The sequence below is a fragment of the Pectobacterium fontis genome (genome assembly GCF_000803215.1).
GTDB lineage: Bacteria > Pseudomonadota > Gammaproteobacteria > Enterobacterales > Enterobacteriaceae > Pectobacterium > Pectobacterium fontis.
The window spans coordinates 44,940-64,871 of sequence record NZ_JSXC01000014.1; the positions used below are offsets into that span (position 1 = coordinate 44,940).

Here is a 19,932-nt window from a genome sequence, read left to right on the forward strand (position 1 = left end):
CTAATGAGAAGCCTGACTAGCATATATTAATTCATTGAATTCTCAGGCATTATAAGCGCCAATGTTGGTGGGTAGCCAACAGAGTTGAGGTTTTTTATTTACAGATCAGGCACCTGACATATCTGGTCTGCCACTTAACTTAATAAGTTGGTATAGCTTATGAAAAGGATGTTTAACGCATTATTCGTTTTTGTTTTTGTTTGTTTTTCATCTCTGGCCAATGCAGCAGAAAATCGACCTAACATTGTCATTCTGGCAACGGGCGGTACGATTGCGGGTTCCGCTGCAGCCAACACCCAAACCACGGGCTATAAAGCGGGTGCGCTGGGCGTCGATACGTTGATTCAAGCGGTGCCGGAACTGAAAACGCTTGCCAATATCTCTGGCGAGCAGGTTGCCAGCATCGGCAGTGAGAATATGACCAGCGATGTACTGCTGAAACTGAGTAAACGCGTGAATGAACTGCTGGCGCGCAGCGATGTCGATGGCGTGGTGATTACGCACGGTACGGATACACTCGACGAATCACCTTATTTCCTGAACCTGACGGTCAAGAGTGACAAACCCGTGGTCTTTGCTGCGGCGATGCGTCCGGCAACGGCAATCAGTGCCGATGGCCCGATGAACCTGTACGGTGCGGTAAAAGTCGCTGCGGATAAGAACTCCCGTGGCCGTGGCGTGATGGTGGTGCTGAATGACCGTATCGGCTCTGCCCGTTTCATCAGCAAAACCAACGCCTCTACGCTGGATACTTTTAAAGCGCCGGAGGAAGGTTATCTGGGCGTGATCATTGGCGACAACGTTTACTACCAGACGCGTTTGGATAAAATTCACACCACGCGTTCGGTGTTTGACGTGAGCAACGTCGATAAACTGCCTGCCGTCGATATCATTTATGGCTATCAAGACGATCCCGAATACATGTATGACGCGGCCATCAAACATGGCGTAAAAGGCATTGTCTATGCGGGTATGGGGGCAGGTAGCGTGTCCAAACGTGGTGACGCCGGCATCCGTAAAGCGGAAAGCAAAGGCATCGTTGTCGTACGTTCCAGCCGTACCGGTAACGGTATCGTTCCACCGGATGCGGGTCAGCCAGGTCTGGTTGCCGATTCTCTGAACCCGGCTAAATCACGCATTCTGCTGATGCTGGCGCTGACAAAAACGACGAACCCCGCAGTGATTCAGGATTATTTCCACACGTATTAATCGTCTGAGCGGTTTATCGTGTGATAACCCCGCCGTTAAATGCGGGGTTTTTTACTTCTGGCCATTCAACTTTCGTTTCCGCTGAGAAGTCACTTCCCTGTCCGTTGATTTTATCGGTATGATTCAGCCCACGACAAAGCAGGTAATCACTCATTATCTCTGATACTGGAAATCGTTCGGGCTGCGGATCGCCAGCGCGCGTGCAATTTGAAGTATGAGGGGGCAGGTGAGTAAAGAAGAAGGATACGTCATTACATGACACACCCCATTTTTATGGTTGGTGCCAGAGGCTGTGGAAAGACCACCGTTGGGCATCAACTGGCGCAGGCGTTAGGCTATGACTTTGTCGATACCGACCTGTTTATGCAGCAAACAACCAATATGACGGTTGCGGATGTGGTCGCGCAGGAAGGGTGGCACGGTTTTCGCCAGCGTGAAAGCCTGGCGCTTCAGCAGGTGACGTCTAACCGCTATATCGTCGCGACAGGTGGCGGCATGGTGTTGGCGGAAGCCAATCGGCGCTTTATGCATGAGAAAGGCACCGTCATTTACCTCCATGCGGATGCAGAGCTGCTGGCTCAACGGCTGGAAGAGAACCCGCAGGACAACCAGCGTCCCACGCTGACGGGGCGCCCCATTGCTGAGGAAATGGCCGATGTATTGGCTGCGCGTGAAGCACTTTATCGTGGGGTTGCACATCACGTTATTGATGCATCGCAGACGCCGGAAGCGATAGTAGCAAGTGTGCTGAAGGTGCTGCGCTCGTCGGCAGCATAGGAGAGTCAGTAGAGGACTGGTAAAATATTCATCAATCAGTGTTACTGAGCACTAACTTTGAATGAATAGATCGTGACAGTGGCTCAACTCTCCTTTTAAGATGAATTTCCTGAATTTTTCGACGATAGGTGCCGCGCTATGCTGAATGTAAATGAGTATTTTGCAGGGAAGGTCAAGTCAATCGGTTTTGAAGGCGACAGCATTGGTCGCGCCAGTGTCGGCGTCATGGATGCGGGTGAATACACGTTTGGAACCGGGCAGCCGGAAGAAATGACGGTCATCACGGGGGCATTGAAAGTGTTGTTACCTGGTTCACCGGATTGGCAGGTTTTCACACCGGGAGAAACGTTTTTCGTTCCGGGAAAAAGCGAGTTCAATTTGCAGGTAGTCGAACCGACTTCTTATCTGTGTAAGTACCTATAATCTCTGTTTTATTTTTATCATTTACCTCGTTTCCTCGCCGTGTTGTGTGTTACATAACGCGGCGTTTTTTATGCTGATGCTGTGTCATTCCCTCGTTTTCCCCCTTTATTCTGTTATCGCGTTATTCAAACGTTATGTTTCAGCATAAAAATAAATAGAACCCAATTATTTTTAGCATAATTATCTACCGGTAAGCCTTCGATTCTTTTTACAACACGATGAACGAATGCCATATATGAGTTATTTTATTTAATTGTGTTGATTAATTAATCGCGTAAAAGAATAAGGATATTATTAGGAATAATCCCGTAATTGTTAAAATATAATAAATTTAGATATTTATTAATAATTTTATCTTATGAAATATGACGGTATTTTGTTCTTTTTTTATTTGATTTCTTGGGTTTTTATATTGATTATTTATTTGAAATCACTGTGATGTCTTTTTTTACATCAAGGCCTTCTTGAACATAGTAATGATTATTCTGGGTTTTAAGATAAATGGTGTTGGTAGGATGTGAACGTATTCAAGTTTTATTTTTTTGTGCCGTTATGGATAGTATAACTATTCTATGCAAAGAGTATTTTATGCTGAAAACAACCCGTTCCCGCATTCTTGCGGCCTGTTCTACCATTGTTATACTTTCTCTTGTTATTAATACTTTCCTTAACTACACCATAGCCAACAATGCGAATAAGGAATCGATCCAAAATACGTTGGATGCGGTGGCCACTAGCCATAGCATCGCTATTAGTGACTGGGTTGCTTCTAAAACGTTGATGATCTCTGCGCTGCATGACCGCGCTATCAAGGATGAAGACCCTATCCCGTTGTTTAAACAGATCACGGCATCTGGCGGGTTTCTGAACGTATACATGGGCTACGCGAATGGCACGGCCAAGTTCGCCGATCCTGGTGGTATTCCTGCTGATTACAATCCTACCGTTAGACCTTGGTATCAGCAGGCAGTAAAAGAGGGCAAGCCATTAGTGACTGAGCCGTACGTGGATATGGTAACGAATACGCTGGTGGTTTCTTTTGTTGTGTCCGTCGTGGAAGGCGGGGCGGTTCGGGGCGTCGTCGGTAGCGACGTCACGATGAAAAGCGTGATCGAAAATGTCAAAGCCATCAACCCAAGCCCAGGGAGTTTTGGCGTATTGATTGATCGTAGCGGCACGATCATTGCCCATCCAGATGAGAAACTGACGCTAAAAAACATTACCGATATTGCTCCCGCGATTAAGCTTGGCGAGATCCTTTCAGCAGACCGCGCTCATGATGTGGATTTTTCCGGGGTGACAAAGCTGGTGTTGGCAAAACCGATTGCTGGCACGAATTGGTACATGCTGGTGGCGTTGGACAAAGTCGAAGCGACCGCAGGCATGCATTCTCTGCTTTCCACATCGGTTATTACGCTGGTTTCCATCGCGCTGCTGGGAACGTTGATTATTGGCTTCATTATCACGTCAACGCTCAGGCGTCTGCTGCAAATCCGCGATGCAATGGATGATATCAGTAACGGCAATAACGATCTGACGCAACGGTTGCCGGATGAAGGACAGGATGAAGTCGCGCAGATTGCTCGTTCGTTTAATATTTTTGTCGATAAGATCAGTCAGGTCATGATTCAGATTCGGGATATCAGCGCCTCGCTTCAGGTAGCGGCGGATGAAATTTCGATGGGGAACAACGATCTTTCGGCGCGTACTGAATCTGCGGCGTCGAGCATTCAGCAGACGGCGGCGTCGCTGGAAGAAATTTCTGCGGCGGTGACACAGTCGGCCGGATCGGCGCAGCAGGTTAATGCCAAAGCATTGCTGTTGTCGAAAGATGCCGGCACGGGCGGAAAAGTGGTGTCTGATGTTATTGTCACCATGGAAGAGATCGTCGTCGCATCTGGCAAAATCGGCGATATCATCGGTGTGATCGATGGTATTGCGTTCCAGACTAACATTCTGGCACTTAACGCTGCGGTAGAAGCCGCGCGTGCGGGTGAACAGGGACGTGGTTTCGCCGTTGTTGCTGGTGAAGTTCGCAGTCTGGCACAGCGTAGCGCACAGGCCGCAAAAGAAATTAAAGAGCTGATTGAATCGACCGTCTCCAGCGTAACGTCTGGATCTGTGCAGGTACGTCAGGCCAGCGACAAGATGAATGAAATTGTCGGTGGCGTATCTACGGTGAGCACGGTGATGTCTGAAATCACACATGCGGCGGATGAGCAAATGCGCGGCATTAATGAAATCAATAAAGCGGTCGCGCAGTTGGATTCGATGGTGCAACAAAACGCGGCGCTGGTACAGGAATCCGCTGCTGCATCAGGGGCGTTGCAATCACAGGCTGAAGAACTGAACGCCGTTGTCGGGGCATTCCGGGTTTAACGGATCCCGTTAATTAAAATGTCTTGCCCGCGACCAGAACGGTGGCGGGCAATAACTGGCTGTAACAACTATCAGCTTCAATAACCGCCAGTATTAACGCTGGGCTTCTCCGCCTAATGCTTCAATCAGATTCGCAATCAAGGCTGCCAGTTCGCTGGTCATCAAAATGAAATCGGCATCAAAGCGCTGCGCAAAATCTTCCCGATCGATATCGTCATTCTGTTCCCGCAGCGTATCTGAGAACTTCAGCCGTTTTACTGAACCATCCTCGGATAAAACCAGTTGAATACGCTCCTGCCAGTCCAGCGCCAACTTGGTGACCAGCTTACCGGCTTCAATATGCACGGCAATTTCATCGCAGACCAAATCCTGTTTTTTGCAACGGATAACGCCGCCGTCTTCCAGAATGGCTTTCAGTTCAGCTTCATCCTGGAGTGTGAAACCGGCCGCGGGTTCACCGGATCGCACCCACTCGGTGAGCGTCAGCTCGATGGGGTTTTCCATCGTCAGCGGCACGACAGGCAAAGAACCCAGCGTTTTACGCAACAGCGCCAGTGTATCTTCCGCTTTTTTGGCGCTGGCAGCATCGACCATAATCAGGCCATTAACCGTATCAATCCACAGCCAGATCTGGCTGAAACGGCTGAACGCACGCGGCAGTAGGCTATGTAGCACTTCATCTTTCAGCGAGTCTTTTTCGGTTTTTTTCAGCTTACGGTGTTGTTCCGCTTCCAGACGTTCAATTTTGGCCTGAAGGGTTTGCTTGATGACCGGAGAAGGGAGAATTTTTTCTTCTTTGCGGGCGCAAATAACGATTTGCCCATTCACGACGTGCGTTAACGCATCGCTATGCGATCCCATCGGCGATACCCAACCCGTTTTCATCATATCCTGACTGCCACACGGGGTGAATGCGAAGGCACCGAGCCGTTTTTCCATTTCATCCGCAGACAACACGTTATCTTTGGACAGCGCGCTGTCCCGGCTTAGGCGGTAAATCATTAAGTTTTTAAACCACAACATGGTGTTATCCCTGACTGGGCGCGCAGGTTTGCACGCGGGTTTTTAATGTTGCGCGCATGATAACGAATTCGGGGCGGTAATGTGGAATAAAATACTGGGATTCAGAGGAATACCTATCACGTTTTGGGGGGCGGTTGATTGGTTTCTCTGATTATTCTCGTCATACTTCAAGCTGCATGTGCGTTGGCAATATTCGGCTTATTGCTGGCTGGCAGACCGCTTGCCTGCAACCCGAATAATTCAGGGTACATATCTCTATAAAAACGTTTTCAGGTCGGCGACAAACTTACAGGACCTATTTCCAACACATGGGGAGACATCATGAGAATCGGTATCGATCTGGGCGGCACAAAAACGGAAGTCATTGCGCTGGACGACGCGGGGCTGGAACGTTTTCGGCAGCGTATGCCGACGCCAAGAAATGACTATCCGGCAACGCTAAGAACCATCGCTACGCTGGTGGAGATGGCAGAAAAAGCAACCGGCAGCCACGGTAGCGTCGGTGTGGGGATCCCCGGTACGCTGTCGCCGTTTACTGGTAAGGTGAAAAACGCCAATTCTACCTGGCTCAACGGTCAGGCGTTGGATCGCGATCTAGCCGCGCTGCTGAATCGTCCCGTGCGGGTCGCCAATGATGCGAACTGTTTCGCCGTTTCAGAAGCCGTTGATGGTGCTGGGGCAGGGAAACAGACCGTCTTCGCGGTGATCATCGGCACCGGTTGCGGATCGGGCATTGCGTTGAACGGTCAGGCTCACGTCGGCGGTAACGGGATTGCGGGTGAGTGGGGGCATAATCCGCTGCCCTGGATGGATGATGATGAACTGCGCTATCGACCGACGGTGCCTTGCTACTGCGGTAAGTCTGGCTGCATTGAATCCTTTATCTCCGGTACGGGGTTCGCGCTGGATTATCAGCATCTTAGTGGCAAGCCGCTCAAGGGCGAGGCAATCATGGCCTTAGTGGCGCAAGGCGATCCGACCGCTGAACTGGCATTGCAGCGCTATGAACATCGCCTGGCAAAATCGCTGGCGCATGTGATTAACCTGCTTGACCCTGATGTGGTGGTGCTGGGGGGCGGAATGAGCAATGTTTCCCGTCTATACCAGACTGTGCCGGACAAAATTAAACCGTGGATCTTCGGTGGCGAGTGCGAAACGCCTGTGCGTCAGGCGATACACGGCGACTCCAGCGGGGTGCGAGGGGCCGCCTGGCTATGGCCAAAGACGGAGTAATGGCTAAACGGCGTACTGCGGTGCCAGTCGGCTAATGCCCAGCCCGTTAATCTTCTGCACTTTGATCTGTACCGGAATACGTTCCTTCATGGCTTCGACATGACTAATGACGCCGATGGTTTTACCGGAGGCGTTCAGGTTATCAAGTGCGTCGAGCGCAATATCCAGCGTTTCGGCATCCAGTGTGCCAAAGCCTTCATCCAGAAACAGAGAGTCGATGCTGGCTTTATGGCTGACCAGATCGGAGAGCGCCAGTGCCAGCGACAAACTGACCAAAAAGCTTTCACCGCCTGACAGTGTTTTGGTGTCGCGCTCGGCATCTGCTTGCCAGGTATCCGTCACCAGCAGTTCCAGTTCTCCACCGGGTTTACGTTTTAGCTGGTAACGATCGTGCAGGCGTGAAAGCTGGATATTTGCGAGATAGGTCAGATGATCCAGCGTGAGTCCCTGAGCAAATTTGCGGAATTTATGCCCGCTTTGTGAGCCGATGAGCGTATTGAGATAGCTCCAGTCATCATACATTTGCTGGCTTTGGGCAATTTCGTTAAGCAACGTCTGCTGGTTCTGGCGATGCTGTTGGTCATCGGCCAATTGACGCTGCAATTCACCCTGTTGCCTCAGGTTGGCTTTCAGCGCGTCATCCTGCTCTGCCAACTGCTGCTGTGTTGCTTCCTGCGTGGCCTCTTCCGGTAAAGACGTTGGTCGCTTTTGTTGATGGGCGAGCCAATCCTGTTCCGCCTGCTGGTGAAGTGCCGCTGCCTGTTGCAAACCCTGATGCAGTTTTTCTTTCAATGTCTGCAATGTTTGTCGTTCTTGTTCATCAAGCAGCGCGGTCAGGAACGCGCTTTCATCAGCAAAAGTGCTTTGCTGTAAAGCCTGATGAAAGCGTTCGGTTGAACTATCACGTTGATGCATGCACTGCTCATGCTGCTGTTGCGTGCGGGTCAGTTCTCCCGTCAGGCGGCTCAACGTGGTTTCCGTTTGCTGGCGAGCTGACTGGGCTAACCGGAGTGCGTTGTCGTACTGCTGGCTGATTTGCTGTAGCTGTTCGCGCACGGTTGCGGTTTGCCTGTCACCAAACAGCGCCTGCCGTTCTTGTTGATTCGCGTTGAGCAACGTGTTGTGCTGCGCCAATTGTTGTTGTTGCGCCTGTCGTTGCTGCGTTGCCTCGGTCACGCTGTGATACAGATGTTGAAGATCGCTTTCCAGCGTGGCTAACAGTGGAATTAAGCGCGTTTGCTCCTGTTCTTGAGTTTTCCAGTGTTGCCATTCAGCCTCACGCTGAGCTAACCAGTTCTCCTGTGCGTCGGCTTCCGGTAGAAGAAGGTTCGCGTTTGCCAGCACCCGGGTGATTTCCTGAGTGTGCTGCATGAGCTGCCGTTGCACGTTTTGCAGCGACTGGGTCGTTTCTTTCTGTATAGCGTGTAGCGAGGTTTGCTGCTGGCTACTCAGCGCGATTTTCTGGTCGAGTTCTCGCAGCGATCCCTCTGCGGCGGTCAGTGAATCCTTACTTTCCTGCCACTGTTTCTGTTGCTGTTCGCGTGCGCTAATCCGCTGTCGAATGTTCTGTTCTTCGGTTTCACTGTGTGCAAGCCAGGCTGCGATCTCGTCTTGCTGCTCCAGCGTGTAATGAACTTGTAAGCGCTCACTGATATCTTGCCACTGTTGCAGCAGGGTTTGATGTTCGCTATCGATCTGATCGATATCTTGTTGTAGCTGTTCCCGCTGCTGCTCTAGCGAGGCCAGTTGTGCCGTCGTATTAGCCAGTGAGGTCGTTAACTGGTTTACTTCCCACTGTAGCGCTGTCAGTCGCTGTTGGGTTTCGGACGGTTGCAGCGCCTGATAACGTTCAATTGCCGGATGCTCGGTTGAACCGCACAGTGGGCAGGGATCGCCAGCCTGTAATCGTTGCCGTTCGGCTTCCAACTTAACGATATGTTCTTCCTGCCTGTACAACGTTTCCAGATCGGCCAGATGCTGGCGGCGCTGTTCATACTCAGACTGTTGCTGTTTCCGTAATCCTTCAGACTGGCTGACATGCTTTTGTATCTCGCCTTGTCTGGCGAGGTATTGCTGCTTGCGAACATGAAGACGCTGGCACTGGTCACTGATGGTCGCGAGCTGTTGGCGCGTGCTTCGCTGGTCAATGTGGTGATTAAGCTGTTGGTGTAGCGTGGAAATCGGCTGCTGTGTTTCCTGATGTTGTCGCGTTTCATCGTGTTGCATGAACTGCTGGCGGGCTGTATCAACGATGGCTTGCTGTTCGTGCCGCTGTGCTGCCAGCGTGCCCACCTCTTGCTGTAACATCGCCGATTGTTCGGTGTGTTGCGCCTGTTTTTTGTTCAGCTTCTGTTGTTCATCCTGAAGTTGGTGCAACTGTCGAAACTGGGTACGCCACAGAGGAAGTTGCTCTCCCCACTGTTGATGATGTGCGTGTTGCTGGCGGTACGACTGGATTTGTTCAAGCAGCCGTTTAGCCTGCTGTTGCTCCGCCGCTTTCTGCGTTTGTTTGCTTTCGTCGGCATGCAGGCGAGCCTGCGTTTTTTCCAACTCGCTCTGCTGCTGGCTTTTTTGCTGCTCTAGCGTGGCAATACGATGGTCAAGTGGCACAACCTGCTCGTTGATCAACTGCTCTTGCTGCTGTCGTATCTGTTGGTGCTCACTAACGTCCTGTTCCGATTTTTCTTCCTGCTGGCGTAGCATTGTCAGCGTTATTTGCTCGGCGGCCTGTTTCGCGGTCAGTTGTTCAATCTGCTGGGTGAGCGCGAGTGACTCCTGTCGATAACGCTCTTGTTCCTGATATAGCGGTCTTAGTTTTTCTGCGGGTTCGCTGCTGGCTAATCTGTCGAGCTGTGGCCTGGCTTGTTGGATGGCCGATTCGGCGCTTGCCTGTTGTGCCTGCGTGTTGCTTAGCTGTATTTGCCGCTGCGTCAGTTGCTCAAACCAGCGTAGTGTTGTCAGTGCGTGCTCACGTTTGACATTACCCTGTTGCTCCTGCTGGATTAAGTTGGCAAGCTGTTCTCCTACCTGCTGACGCTGTTCATCGGTCAACAACTGAATACCTGATGCACGCGCCTGTAGCGTGCTCAATGCGACGTTTGCCTGTTTGTGTTTGTCATAGACGCGTTCGGAAATCAGGCCATAAATATCCGTTCCTGTTAGCTCTTCCAGTAATTCCGCTCTGTCGTCTGCTTTTGCGTTGAGGAAGGCGGCAAATTGCCCCTGCGATAGCATCATGGAGCGAGTGAAACGAGCGAAATCCAGTCCGGTAAGCTGTGTGACCCTGTCTTTCTTATCATTGAGCTTTTCACTCAGGATTTTACCGTCTTCAATGAGGGCGAGTTCGGCCTTGGGGGACTGTAAATTGCCGTCTGGGGCATTTTTTGCCCGACGCTGGCTCCAAAAGGCGCGATATCCGACGCCTTTGACCTCAAACTCCACCTCGGCGAGACACTCAGCGGTATTACGCGTCATCAGGTCATTTTGGCTGGCGGAAAGTAGGCCAAGCCGCGGCGTTTCGTGGTACAGCGCCAGACAGATGGCATCCAGCAGCGTGGTTTTTCCTGCGCCTGTTGGACCAGTAATCGCAAACAATCCGTTGCTGGAAAACGGCTCCTGCGTGAAATCGATCTTCCATTCACCTTTTAGCGCATTGAGGTTTTTTAAGCGCAGACTGAGGATTTTCATTGGGCAGACTCGCTATTTTTCACTTCATCAGTAACCTGATTAAACAACGTGCGAATGCGCAGTTGGCGACCTTCTTCCATTTCTGTCTCCGTTGCCAGGCGACGTTCAAAAACGTCATGTACGCTCAATTCATTGAGTGTTTCTTTGTTCTGTCGGGTCAGGGCTTGCAGACGCTGTTCACGCGTGCGGCGCAGCAGAAGCACCTCAACGGGTAGATGTGCGGTCATCTCCTGAATACGTTTCTGCATATCGCTCAGGTAATCCTGCGTGTTGATTTCGATATCTAGCCAGACGGGCTTATCTCCCTGATAGTTCTGAAAAGTCGCCAGTTGGCGTTCAATATCGTTCAGGCTGCCTTTAATCAATTGCATCGGCTGAGTGACGGGAATAGGCAGCGTTTCTATCTGGGCTGGCGAACCCGGTGCAAAACTCACCAGACAGATGGACTTTTCGCTGTTGAGTTCATCAAAACTTAGCGGGATAGGCGACCCGCTGTAACGAATGTGCTCGCTTTGGGTCACGCGCTGTGGGCGGTGAATATGCCCGAGCGCGATATAATCCGCAGGAGGAAAAGCGTGTGCGGGGAAAGCATCGAGCGTACCAATATAAATATCGCGCACGGATTCCGAGGCGGTTGCGCCAATCGTCGTCAGATGACCGGTGGCAATAATCGGCAGCGGCAGGCCTAGTTCATCACGCTTTTGGCAAGCCAGTTGGTAACACTGTTGGTAGTGCGCGGTAATGGCTTCCTGTAGCGCCAACTGTTTTTCATCCCCGGATTGTCCAGCTTTGCTGGTCAATACATCACGCGGGCGTAAAAACGGAATAGCGCAGAGCAGGGCGCCCGGCTTCTGGTGACGGTTTTCCAGCAGGAGAACCTGTTTAGCCGGGGAGTCGCCAGCGCAGGCAATGACCCGCGTGTTCAGGCAGGCCAGCAAATCACGAGACTCATTCAGCATCGCGACAGAATCGTGGTTACCGCCGAGGATGACGAGCTGGCAGCCTGTGCGTTGAAGTTCTACCACGAAGCGATAATACATTTCCCGCGCATAACTGGGAGGCGAGCCGTTATCAAAAATATCGCCTGCAACGATAATGGCATCGACCTGATGTTGCTCCACCTGAGCGATAAGCCAGCGCAGAAAAGCCTCGTGCTCAGCAGCACGGCTTTTGGTATAAAAATATTGCCCTAAATGCCAATCGGCGGTGTGGATAATGCGCATCGTGTTCTCTCGATATTCATGCCGCGTGGCGTTGTCATTATTCATTATATGAAATGGTGTACCGTTGCCGTGGCGCTCTGTCATCGTCATGCCATGATTATATATAGCAGGGAGGACGGCTGTCGCGATGGAATCAAGAGTTTGGAAAGCGGCTCGAAAAATCGGATGTATGCGCTGTAACAGCGTGCGACAAGGGCGGTGTGTTTTTCATAAATATGTCATAAAACTGACGCATAATGCTTTTCGCCTGCTAACAGCGCCGATGATTAACGACAGGATTAACAATGGCAAAACGCATATTAGTCGTGGAAGATGAAGCACCAATTCGTGAAATGGTCTGCTTTGTACTGGAGCAAAATGGTTATCAGCCAGTTGAAGCCGAAGATTATGACAGCGCGGTAATGCAGTTGTCGGAGCCGTTCCCTGAGCTGGTGTTATTGGACTGGATGCTGCCAGGTGGTTCGGGCTTGCAATTCATCAAGCACATGAAGCGCGAGGCGCTAACGCGCGATATTCCAGTGATGATGTTGACCGCGCGGGGTGAGGAAGAAGACCGCGTGCGTGGGCTTGAAGTGGGGGCGGATGATTACATTACCAAGCCGTTTTCCCCCAAAGAATTGGTGGCGCGTATCAAAGCCGTGATGCGCCGTATTTCACCGATGGCGGTGGAAGAAGTGATTGAAATGCGTGGCCTGAGCCTCGATCCTTCCTCGCATCGCGTGACGACCGAAGAGCACGCATTGGACATGGGGCCAACGGAATTTAAACTGCTGCATTTCTTTATGACGCATTCTGAACGTGTTTATAGCCGGGAACAGTTGCTGAATCACGTTTGGGGCACTAACGTTTATGTTGAGGATCGTACTGTCGACGTGCATATTCGTCGCCTGCGTAAAGCGCTGGAAACCAGTGGACATGACAAAATGGTGCAAACCGTTCGGGGAACGGGCTACCGTTTTTCAACACGTTACTGAGGTGAGCGTAACCGGAGAAATATTAACGTGCTAGAACGTTTATCTTGGAAAAGGCTGGCATTGGAGCTGGCTTTTTTTTGTTTGCCCGCGTTGTTGTTGGGGCTGATTTTTGGCTATCTGCCCTGGTTTCTGCTGGTCGCTGTATTGAGCCTGCTTTGCTGGAATTTTTATAACCAGCTCAAACTCTCTTATTGGCTGTGGGTTGACCGCAGTATGACGCCACCGCCTGGCCGCTGGAGCTGGGAACCACTGTTCTACGGGCTTTATCAGATGCAGTTGCGCAACCGACGCCGACGTCGGGAACTGGCGCTCCTGATCAAACGGTTTCGCAGCGGGGCTGAATCTTTACCCGATGCCGTGGTGATCACCACCGAAGAAGGCACGATCTTCTGGTGTAATCATCTGGCGCAGCACCTGTTAAATTTCCGCTGGCCGGAAGATAACGGTCAGAATATCCTCAACTTATTACGTTATCCCGAATTCACCAATTACATGAAAGGGCAGGACTTTAGCCGTCCTCTCACCTTGCAGTTGAATAATGCTCACCATGTTGAATTCCGCGTGATGCCCTATTCTGAAGGCCAACTCCTGATGGTGGTGCGTGATATTACGCAAATGCACCAGCTCGAAGGCGCAAGACGTAACTTTTTTGCCAATGTGAGCCATGAACTGCGTACCCCGCTGACGGTGTTGCAGGGCTATCTGGAAATGATGCAGGAAGAAACGCTGGATGCGGCGCTACGAGGGAAGGCGTTGAATACCATGCAGGAGCAGACTCGACGTATGGATGGGCTGGTGAAACAACTGCTGACGTTGTCCCGCATTGAGGCCGCGACGGCGATCGATCTGAATGAAAAAGTCGATATTCCACTGATGTTGCGCGTATTGCAGCGCGAAGCGCAGACCCTGAGTCAGGGGCGTCATGAGATTGTCTTTCGTGTGAACGAGAACCTCCGCGTGTTTGGTAATGAAGAACAGCTACGTAGTGCGGTATCCAATCTGGTGTATAACGCCGTCAACCATACGCCAGCGGGAACGCGTATCGAAGTCTGCTGGCAGACTATCCCACAGGGGGCGCAATTTCAGGTCAGCGATAACGGGCCGGGAATTGCCGCTGAGCATCTGCCGCGCCTGACCGAGCGTTTTTATCGCGTGGATAAGGCGCGTTCACGGCAGACGGGCGGCAGCGGGTTGGGGCTGGCGATTGTTAAGCATGCGCTCAGCCATCATGATGCCCGTCTGGAGATCATGAGTGAAGATGGCGCGGGGTCGCGTTTTGTCTTTACGTTGCCGAATCGGTTGATTGTTCCTACCTCTCTGACTGAAAATACGGTGAAACCTTCAGCCTGATGGAAAACGCTATCCATGACATCCGCCATTCGTATCGCGGGCGCTTTTTTACTGCTGTTTAGCGCGAGTTGCTTTGCGCAACCTCGTCAGATGCTGGCGGGTAACCTCTCCAGTGCTGGCTCTGATACGCTGGCTAATCTGATGGCCTTTTGGGCAGCGGATTTCAGCCAGCATTATCCCAACGTAAATTTACAAATTCAGGCTGCCGGATCGTCCTCTGCCCCGACGTCTCTGGCGTCGGGGGCCGCGCAGCTTGGGCCGATGAGCAGGGCGATGAAGGCCAGTGAAATTGAGGCATTTGTCCAGCATTATGGCTATCCGCCGTTGGCCGTGCCGGTGGCGATGGATGCGCTGGTTGTGTTGGTCAATCAGGATAATCCGCTGCCTGGGCTGAATGTGTCGCAGTTGGACGCCATCTTTTCGATTACGCAGCGCTGTAGCCATCACCTGCCGATAAAACAGTGGGGCGATCTCGGTCTGCACGGCAGTTGGGAAACGCGCACGCTATTGCGCTATGGGCGAAACTCTGCGTCGGGAACTTATGGGTTCTTCAAACAAAAAGCGCTGTGTCGTGGCGACTTCCTTCCCCAAGTCAATGAGCTACCGGGGTCTGCCTCTGTCGTGCAGGCGGTCGCCGCATCAACCGATGCCATCGGCTATGCCAGCGTAGGCTTTCGCACCAGCGGCGTGAGAATGCTGCCGTTAGCCGCACAAGGCACCGACTACATTTACCCCTCGACTGAAAACATCCGCAGCGGTTTATACCCTTATACCCGTTATCTCTACATCTACGTGAATAAAGCGCCTGGCCAACCGCTGGAAGCGCTGACAGCGGCATTTTTGGCGCGCGTGCTGTCTGAAACGGGGCAGTCGCTGGTGAATCAGGATGGCTATTTGCCGCTACCGGAAGAAACGCGCCGTCAGGCGCGTCAACTGATTGGCCTGTCGAAATAATTTATTTTCGTATCAATATGTTGTGATATTTTTACCTTGCATGAATTTTCCTCATGTGATGTGAAAAATCTTCCATTGCTCTGCGCTTATCTACGTGACAGGATAGGCCTTAATTTAGACGTCCAGATGGCTAAATAAAATTAAGTGCAACTATCTCTCTGGGCAAATATTTCATATTGAAACTATCTGTCAGCATACTGTTTTCCTGAAGACGAGTGCTGGCAACCTGTCAGGAGCGACACATGGCGAACAGATTACCCCCTTTCCGTGCTGATACCGTCGGCAGTTTCTTGCGTCCGGCAGCGATTAAACAGGCACGCCTTCAGCATCAGGCTGGCGAGATTGATGATGCCACGCTGCGCAATATTGAAGATCGTGAGATTCTGCGCGTGGTAGAAAAGCAGCGCGAAGCGGGCTTGCAGGTTGTGACGGATGGTGAGCTGCGTCGTGCCTGGTGGCACTTCGACTTCTTTGCCGATCTGCATGGCGTGGAGCGCTACGAAGCTGAGCACGGAATTCAATTCAACGGTATCCAGACGAAATCTCATGCGATTCGCGTCGTGGATAAAGTCAGTTTTAATCCGCAGCACCCGATGCTCGATCATTTTCGTTACCTGAACAGCATTTCTGGCGATGCGGTCGCGAAAATGACGATCCCCAGCCCTAGCGTGATGCATTTTCGCGGTGGGCGGAAAGCGATTGATGCGACGGTTTATCCCGATCTGGCTGACTATTTCGACGATCTGGCGAAAACCTGGCGGGATGCGATCCACGCATTTTATGATGCTGGCTGCCGTTTCCTACAACTGGATGACACCGTGTGGGCCTACCTGTGCTCTGACGATCAAAAGCGCCAGATCCGTGAACGTGGTGAAGATCCCGCGCAACTGGCACGGACGTATGCTGATGTGCTGAATAACGCACTGGCTGATAAACCGGCCGATCTGGTTATCGGTTTACACGTTTGTCGCGGTAATTTTCGTTCGACCTGGATTTCTGAAGGTGGGTACGAGCCTGTTGCAGAAATTCTGTTCGGTGAAGTGAATGTCGATGCCTTCTTCCTGGAATACGATACCGAACGAGCAGGGGGATTTGAGCCGCTGCGTTTTGTGAAGCCGGGCCATCAGCAGGTGGTGCTGGGACTGATCACCACCAAGAACGGTGAACTGGAAAAAGCAGACGTGGTGCAGGCGCGTATCGCGGAAGCGGCAAAATATGTCGATATCAGCCAGATTTGCCTTAGCCCACAGTGTGGGTTTGCGTCGACGGAAGAGGGCAACAGTCTGACGGAAGCGCAGCAGTGGAATAAGCTGAAACTGGTGGTGGATATCGCCAATCGCGTGTGGTGATACCGAATAAGTAACCTTATTTCTGCAATGGAAATACAGAGGCTGGATCATAGGATCCGGCCTTTTTTGTGGCTGCGATCCTGTCCTCTTCCCGCGATGTTTTGTGAAATATGTTTTTTTTATGATGGAATGGCGCATTTTGTGCCATTTTTTGTTAGTTTTATTGCAATGAAATATCGATAAATGCGCAAATCATGTGTTATGCAAATCATGATAAACCAATTTATATTCTTATTTTTTTACATTATTAGGCTTAATACTCTGGTTTTTTGATCGGTACTTGTCTTTTTACGCTATAAACGTTTTACTTAGCACCCAATATGGCTGTGCAAAAAATAACTCCTCTATACTCGCCATACTTCACGTTACATGTGCGTTGGCAGGTTTGTCTGTCACCCGAATCACTAACGTGAGGTGGCGATAAGATAAATAGTACAGCTTCCTTTTTATCGATTTGATACAGGCAACACGACATCACTATGAGTCATCGTTTAACTTCCAAAGATATTGTGGCATTAGGTTTTATGACCTTTGCTTTATTCGTGGGGGCCGGAAATATTATTTTCCCGCCGATGGTCGGATTGCAGGCCGGAGAGCATGTTTGGACAGCCGCAGTCGGCTTTTTGCTGACGGCAGTAGGTCTACCGGTGCTGACTGTGATCGCGCTTGCCCGGGTTGGCGGTGGTGTCGATGCGTTGAGTTCGCCGATTGGTAAAAAGGCTGGTGTGGTTCTGGCGACCGTGTGCTATCTGGCCGTTGGGCCATTGTTTGCGACACCTCGCACCGCAACCGTGTCGTTTGAAGTCGGTCTGGCACCGTTGGTCGGCAGCGGAGCTTCTCCTTTACTGGTTTATAGCCTGATCTACTTTGCTATTGTTATCGCGATTTCCCTGTATCCAGGAAAATTGTTGGATACGGTCGGCCATGTGCTGGCGCCGTTGAAGATTATTGCTCTGGCGGTACTGGGTATTGCGGCAGTGCTGTGGCCTGCGGGTACGCCTATACCTGCGACAGAAGTATATGAACATCTACCGTTTTCTAATGGCTTCATCAACGGCTATCTGACGATGGATACCCTGGGTGCGATGGTTTTTGGTATCGTGATTGTCAATGCCGCGCGTTCACGCGGGGTATCAAGCCCTGAACTGCTGACCCGTTATACCATATGGGCTGGGTTAATTGCGGGTATCGGTCTAACTCTAGTCTATCTGAGCCTGTTCCAACTCGGATCTGTCAGTGGTGAACTGGTGCCGCAGGCGCAAAACGGCGCAGAGATTCTCCATGCCTATGTACAACATACGTTCGGTAACATGGGAAGCAGCTTCCTGGCGTTGTTAATCTTTATCGCCTGTCTGGTGACGGCGGTGGGGTTAACCTGTGCGTGTGCTGAATTCTTTGCGCAATACCTGCCGTTGTCTTACCGCACGCTGGTGTTTGTGTTGGGGATATTCTCGATGGTGGTGTCTAATCTGGGGCTGAGCCATCTGATTCAACTTTCCATTCCCGTACTGACGGCGATTTACCCCCCGTGTATCATTCTGGTTTTGCTGAGTTTTACGCTGCGTTGGTGGAATAGTGTTTCACGTATTGTGGCGCCCGTCATGTTAGTCAGTCTGTTATTTGGCATGATTGATGGTATAAAATCGTCGGCTTTCAAAGCGTTGTTGCCAGAGTGGAGCCTCAACCTGCCGTTGAGTGAGCAAGGCTTGGCCTGGCTACCGCCGTCACTGCTGATTTTACTGGTTGCAGTGATTTATGACAGACTTTGTGGTCGTCAGGAAGTGACGGTACATCAATAATATCGTTAACGCCTGATAGCGCTGGCGCAGTATGAATATCGTACGGCTTCGGCACCGTGTTGGGTCTCTGTACCACAGGTATTTGCCTGTGGTTTTTCTTTTTGTAATGTTTTTCTTTCTATAAGACAGGGTTGCTTATCAATGGAACAACCATCCTCCAAGCTCAAGCGTGGGTTAAGCACGCGGCATATTCGCTTTATCGCCCTCGGCTCGGCGATCGGAACCGGTCTTTTTTATGGTTCTGCGAGCGCGATCCAAATGGCCGGCCCCAGTGTGTTATTGGCTTATCTGATCGGCGGAGTCGTCGCGTATATCATCATGCGTGCACTGGGCGAAATGTCGGTACACAATCCGCAATCCAGTTCGTTTTCCCGCTATGCACAGGACTATCTTGGGCCATTGGCGGGGTACATAACTGGTTGGACCTACTGCTTTGAGATGCTGATTGTCGCGATTGCCGATGTGACCGCGTTTGGCATCTATATGGGCGTCTGGTTCCCTGCCGTGCCACACTGGGTGTGGGTTTTGAGTGTGGTACTCATCATTGGTGCCATTAACCTGATGAATGTGAAAGCCTTCGGTGAACTGGAGTTCTGGCTCTCCTTCTTCAAGGTTGCCACCATTATCATCATGATTGTTGCCGGGGTTGGCATCATCGTTTGGGGAATTGGCAACGGCGGCGAACCGACGGGCATCCACAATCTCTGGAGCAATGGTGGGTTCTTCAGTAACGGCGTGATGGGGATGATCCTTTCGCTGCAACTGGTGATGTTTGCGTATGGCGGCGTGGAGATCATTGGAATTACCGCTGGTGAGGCCAAAGATCCGCATAAATCCATCCCGCGCGCCATTAACTCTGTACCGTGGCGTATTCTGGTGTTCTATGTCGGCACGCTGTTCGTCATTATGTCGATTTATCCGTGGAATCAGGTCGGCACCAATGGCAGTCCGTTCGTGCTGACGTTCCAGCATATGGGGATTACCGCGGCGGCGGGTATCCTGAATTTTGTTGTGATTACCGCGTCGCTGTCGGCGATTAACAGTGATGTTTTCGGTGTGGGACGTATGCTGCATGGAATGGCGGAACAGGGGCATGCGCCGAAAGTGTTTAGCCGCATTTCCAAACGCGGTATTCCGTGGGTAACGGTCGTCGTGATGATGACGGCGCTGCTGGTGGCGGTGTACCTGAACTACATTATGCCCGGCAAGGTTTTCCTGGTGATTGCTTCACTGGCAACATTTGCGACGGTGTGGGTGTGGATCATGATTCTGTTTTCTCAGATTGCGTTCCGTCGCCGTCTGAGCGCGGATGAGGTGAAGGCGCTGGCGTTTCCGTTGCGTGGGGGGATCGCAACCTCCGTGTGCGGCATTATCTTCCTGTTCTTTATCATCGGTCTGATCGGTTACTTCCCGGATACGCGTGTGTCGCTGTATGTCGGTATTATCTGGATAGTGCTGCTTTTAGTGGGCTATGTCTGGAAGAAGAAGCGCCAGAACGCGGTAGCTGTGCAGAATTAAGGTAGTCGCTTGGCGCTCCATTGGAGTAATACTG

The 19,932-nt window shown here is 51.3% G+C and carries 14 protein-coding genes; 11 read left to right on the top strand and 3 right to left on the bottom strand.

Going from position 1 to position 19,932, the window contains the following annotated elements; all coding sequences use genetic code 11:
- Window positions 1–159 precede the first annotated feature (159 nt).
- The 4 genes from OI69_RS04705 to OI69_RS04720 all read left to right on the top strand — a co-directional run bounded on the left by OI69_RS04705 (window position 160) and on the right by OI69_RS04720 (window position 4,788).
- A complete protein-coding gene (locus OI69_RS04705) occupies window positions 160–1,209 on the top strand; it encodes a type II asparaginase (RefSeq protein ID WP_039346746.1) in 1,050 nt (349 codons plus the stop codon).
- A 255-nt stretch (window positions 1,210–1,464) separates the two neighbouring features.
- On the top strand, window positions 1,465–1,986 hold the full coding sequence (gene aroL / locus OI69_RS04710; protein WP_039346748.1) for a shikimate kinase AroL: 522 nt from the start codon (window positions 1,465–1,467) through the stop codon (window positions 1,984–1,986).
- Window positions 1,987–2,124: 138 nt separating this feature from the next.
- Window positions 2,125–2,409, top strand: coding sequence for a pyrimidine/purine nucleoside phosphorylase (ppnP, locus tag OI69_RS04715; RefSeq protein WP_010298499.1), 285 nt, complete (start codon window positions 2,125–2,127; stop codon window positions 2,407–2,409).
- A 588-nt stretch (window positions 2,410–2,997) separates the two neighbouring features.
- Entirely contained in the window at window positions 2,998–4,788 is a 1,791-nt protein-coding gene (locus OI69_RS04720; protein ID WP_039346751.1) for a methyl-accepting chemotaxis protein, read from the top strand.
- Window positions 4,789–4,881: 93 nt separating this feature from the next.
- Here OI69_RS04720 and rdgC read toward each other — a convergent pair whose 3' ends face one another.
- Window positions 4,882–5,811, bottom strand: coding sequence for a recombination-associated protein RdgC (gene rdgC, locus OI69_RS04725; RefSeq protein WP_039346752.1), 930 nt, complete (start codon window positions 5,809–5,811; stop codon window positions 4,882–4,884).
- 321 nt (window positions 5,812–6,132) lie between these two features.
- Here rdgC and mak point away from each other — a divergent pair, with 321 nt between their 5' ends.
- The gene (gene mak, locus OI69_RS04730) at window positions 6,133–7,044 is read left to right on the top strand and encodes a fructokinase (RefSeq protein ID WP_039346753.1); all 912 of its coding nucleotides are present in this window, start codon (window positions 6,133–6,135) and stop codon (window positions 7,042–7,044) included.
- 3 nt (window positions 7,045–7,047) lie between these two features.
- Here mak and OI69_RS04735 read toward each other — a convergent pair whose 3' ends face one another.
- Entirely contained in the window at window positions 7,048–10,731 is a 3,684-nt protein-coding gene (locus OI69_RS04735) for an SbcC/MukB-like Walker B domain-containing protein (protein ID WP_039346755.1), read from the bottom strand.
- Entirely contained in the window at window positions 10,728–11,954 is a 1,227-nt protein-coding gene (sbcD, locus tag OI69_RS04740; RefSeq protein WP_039346908.1) for an exonuclease subunit SbcD, read from the bottom strand. Before sbcD ends, OI69_RS04735 begins: the two co-directional genes overlap by 4 nt.
- 284 nt (window positions 11,955–12,238) lie before the next feature.
- Between sbcD and phoB the strand changes: the two genes are divergently transcribed.
- From phoB to proY, 6 genes are all read left to right on the top strand, one after another.
- Entirely contained in the window at window positions 12,239–12,928 is a 690-nt protein-coding gene (gene phoB / locus OI69_RS04745; protein WP_039346757.1) for a phosphate response regulator transcription factor PhoB, read from the top strand.
- Window positions 12,929–12,955: 27 nt separating this feature from the next.
- Window positions 12,956–14,278, top strand: coding sequence for a phosphate regulon sensor histidine kinase PhoR (gene phoR / locus OI69_RS04750; protein WP_039346760.1), 1,323 nt, complete (start codon window positions 12,956–12,958; stop codon window positions 14,276–14,278).
- 15 nt (window positions 14,279–14,293) lie between these two features.
- Complete coding sequence (locus OI69_RS04755; protein WP_039346761.1) at window positions 14,294–15,232, top strand: PstS family phosphate ABC transporter substrate-binding protein; 939 nt, start codon at window positions 14,294–14,296, stop codon at window positions 15,230–15,232.
- Between the two features lie 242 nt (window positions 15,233–15,474).
- Window positions 15,475–16,581 carry a cobalamin-independent methionine synthase II family protein gene (locus OI69_RS04760; RefSeq protein ID WP_039346763.1) on the top strand — a complete coding sequence of 369 codons (1,107 nt, stop codon included), beginning with the start codon at window positions 15,475–15,477 and terminating at the stop codon, window positions 16,579–16,581.
- Between the two features lie 479 nt (window positions 16,582–17,060).
- The gene (brnQ, locus tag OI69_RS04765; protein ID WP_039346765.1) at window positions 17,061–18,380 is read left to right on the top strand and encodes a branched-chain amino acid transport system II carrier protein; all 1,320 of its coding nucleotides are present in this window, start codon (window positions 17,061–17,063) and stop codon (window positions 18,378–18,380) included.
- 141 nt (window positions 18,381–18,521) lie between these two features.
- A complete protein-coding gene (gene proY, locus OI69_RS04770) occupies window positions 18,522–19,898 on the top strand; it encodes a proline-specific permease ProY (protein WP_039346767.1) in 1,377 nt (458 codons plus the stop codon).
- The last annotated feature ends 34 nt before the right edge of the window (window positions 19,899–19,932 follow it).

What these genes read in the sequence shown, in the direction of transcription:
- OI69_RS04760 (WP_039346763.1), top strand. Translation starts at nt 15,475, where the DNA reads ATGGCGAACAGATTACCCCCTTTCCGTGCTGATACCGTCGGCAGTTTC.
- ppnP (WP_010298499.1), top strand. Translation starts at nt 2,125, where the DNA reads ATGCTGAATGTAAATGAGTATTTTGCAGGGAAGGTCAAGTCAATCGGT.
- mak (WP_039346753.1), top strand. Translation starts at nt 6,133, where the DNA reads ATGAGAATCGGTATCGATCTGGGCGGCACAAAAACGGAAGTCATTGCG.
- phoB (WP_039346757.1), top strand. Translation starts at nt 12,239, where the DNA reads ATGGCAAAACGCATATTAGTCGTGGAAGATGAAGCACCAATTCGTGAA.
- rdgC (WP_039346752.1), bottom strand. Translation starts at nt 5,811, where the DNA reads ATGTTGTGGTTTAAAAACTTAATGATTTACCGCCTAAGCCGGGACAGC.
- sbcD (WP_039346908.1), bottom strand. Translation starts at nt 11,954, where the DNA reads ATGCGCATTATCCACACCGCCGATTGGCATTTAGGGCAATATTTTTAT.
- brnQ (WP_039346765.1), top strand. Translation starts at nt 17,061, where the DNA reads ATGAGTCATCGTTTAACTTCCAAAGATATTGTGGCATTAGGTTTTATG.
- proY (WP_039346767.1), top strand. Translation starts at nt 18,522, where the DNA reads ATGGAACAACCATCCTCCAAGCTCAAGCGTGGGTTAAGCACGCGGCAT.
- aroL (WP_039346748.1), top strand. Translation starts at nt 1,465, where the DNA reads ATGACACACCCCATTTTTATGGTTGGTGCCAGAGGCTGTGGAAAGACC.
- OI69_RS04755 (WP_039346761.1), top strand. Translation starts at nt 14,294, where the DNA reads ATGACATCCGCCATTCGTATCGCGGGCGCTTTTTTACTGCTGTTTAGC.
- OI69_RS04720 (WP_039346751.1), top strand. Translation starts at nt 2,998, where the DNA reads ATGCTGAAAACAACCCGTTCCCGCATTCTTGCGGCCTGTTCTACCATT.
- OI69_RS04735 (WP_039346755.1), bottom strand. Translation starts at nt 10,731, where the DNA reads ATGAAAATCCTCAGTCTGCGCTTAAAAAACCTCAATGCGCTAAAAGGT.
- OI69_RS04705 (WP_039346746.1), top strand. Translation starts at nt 160, where the DNA reads ATGAAAAGGATGTTTAACGCATTATTCGTTTTTGTTTTTGTTTGTTTT.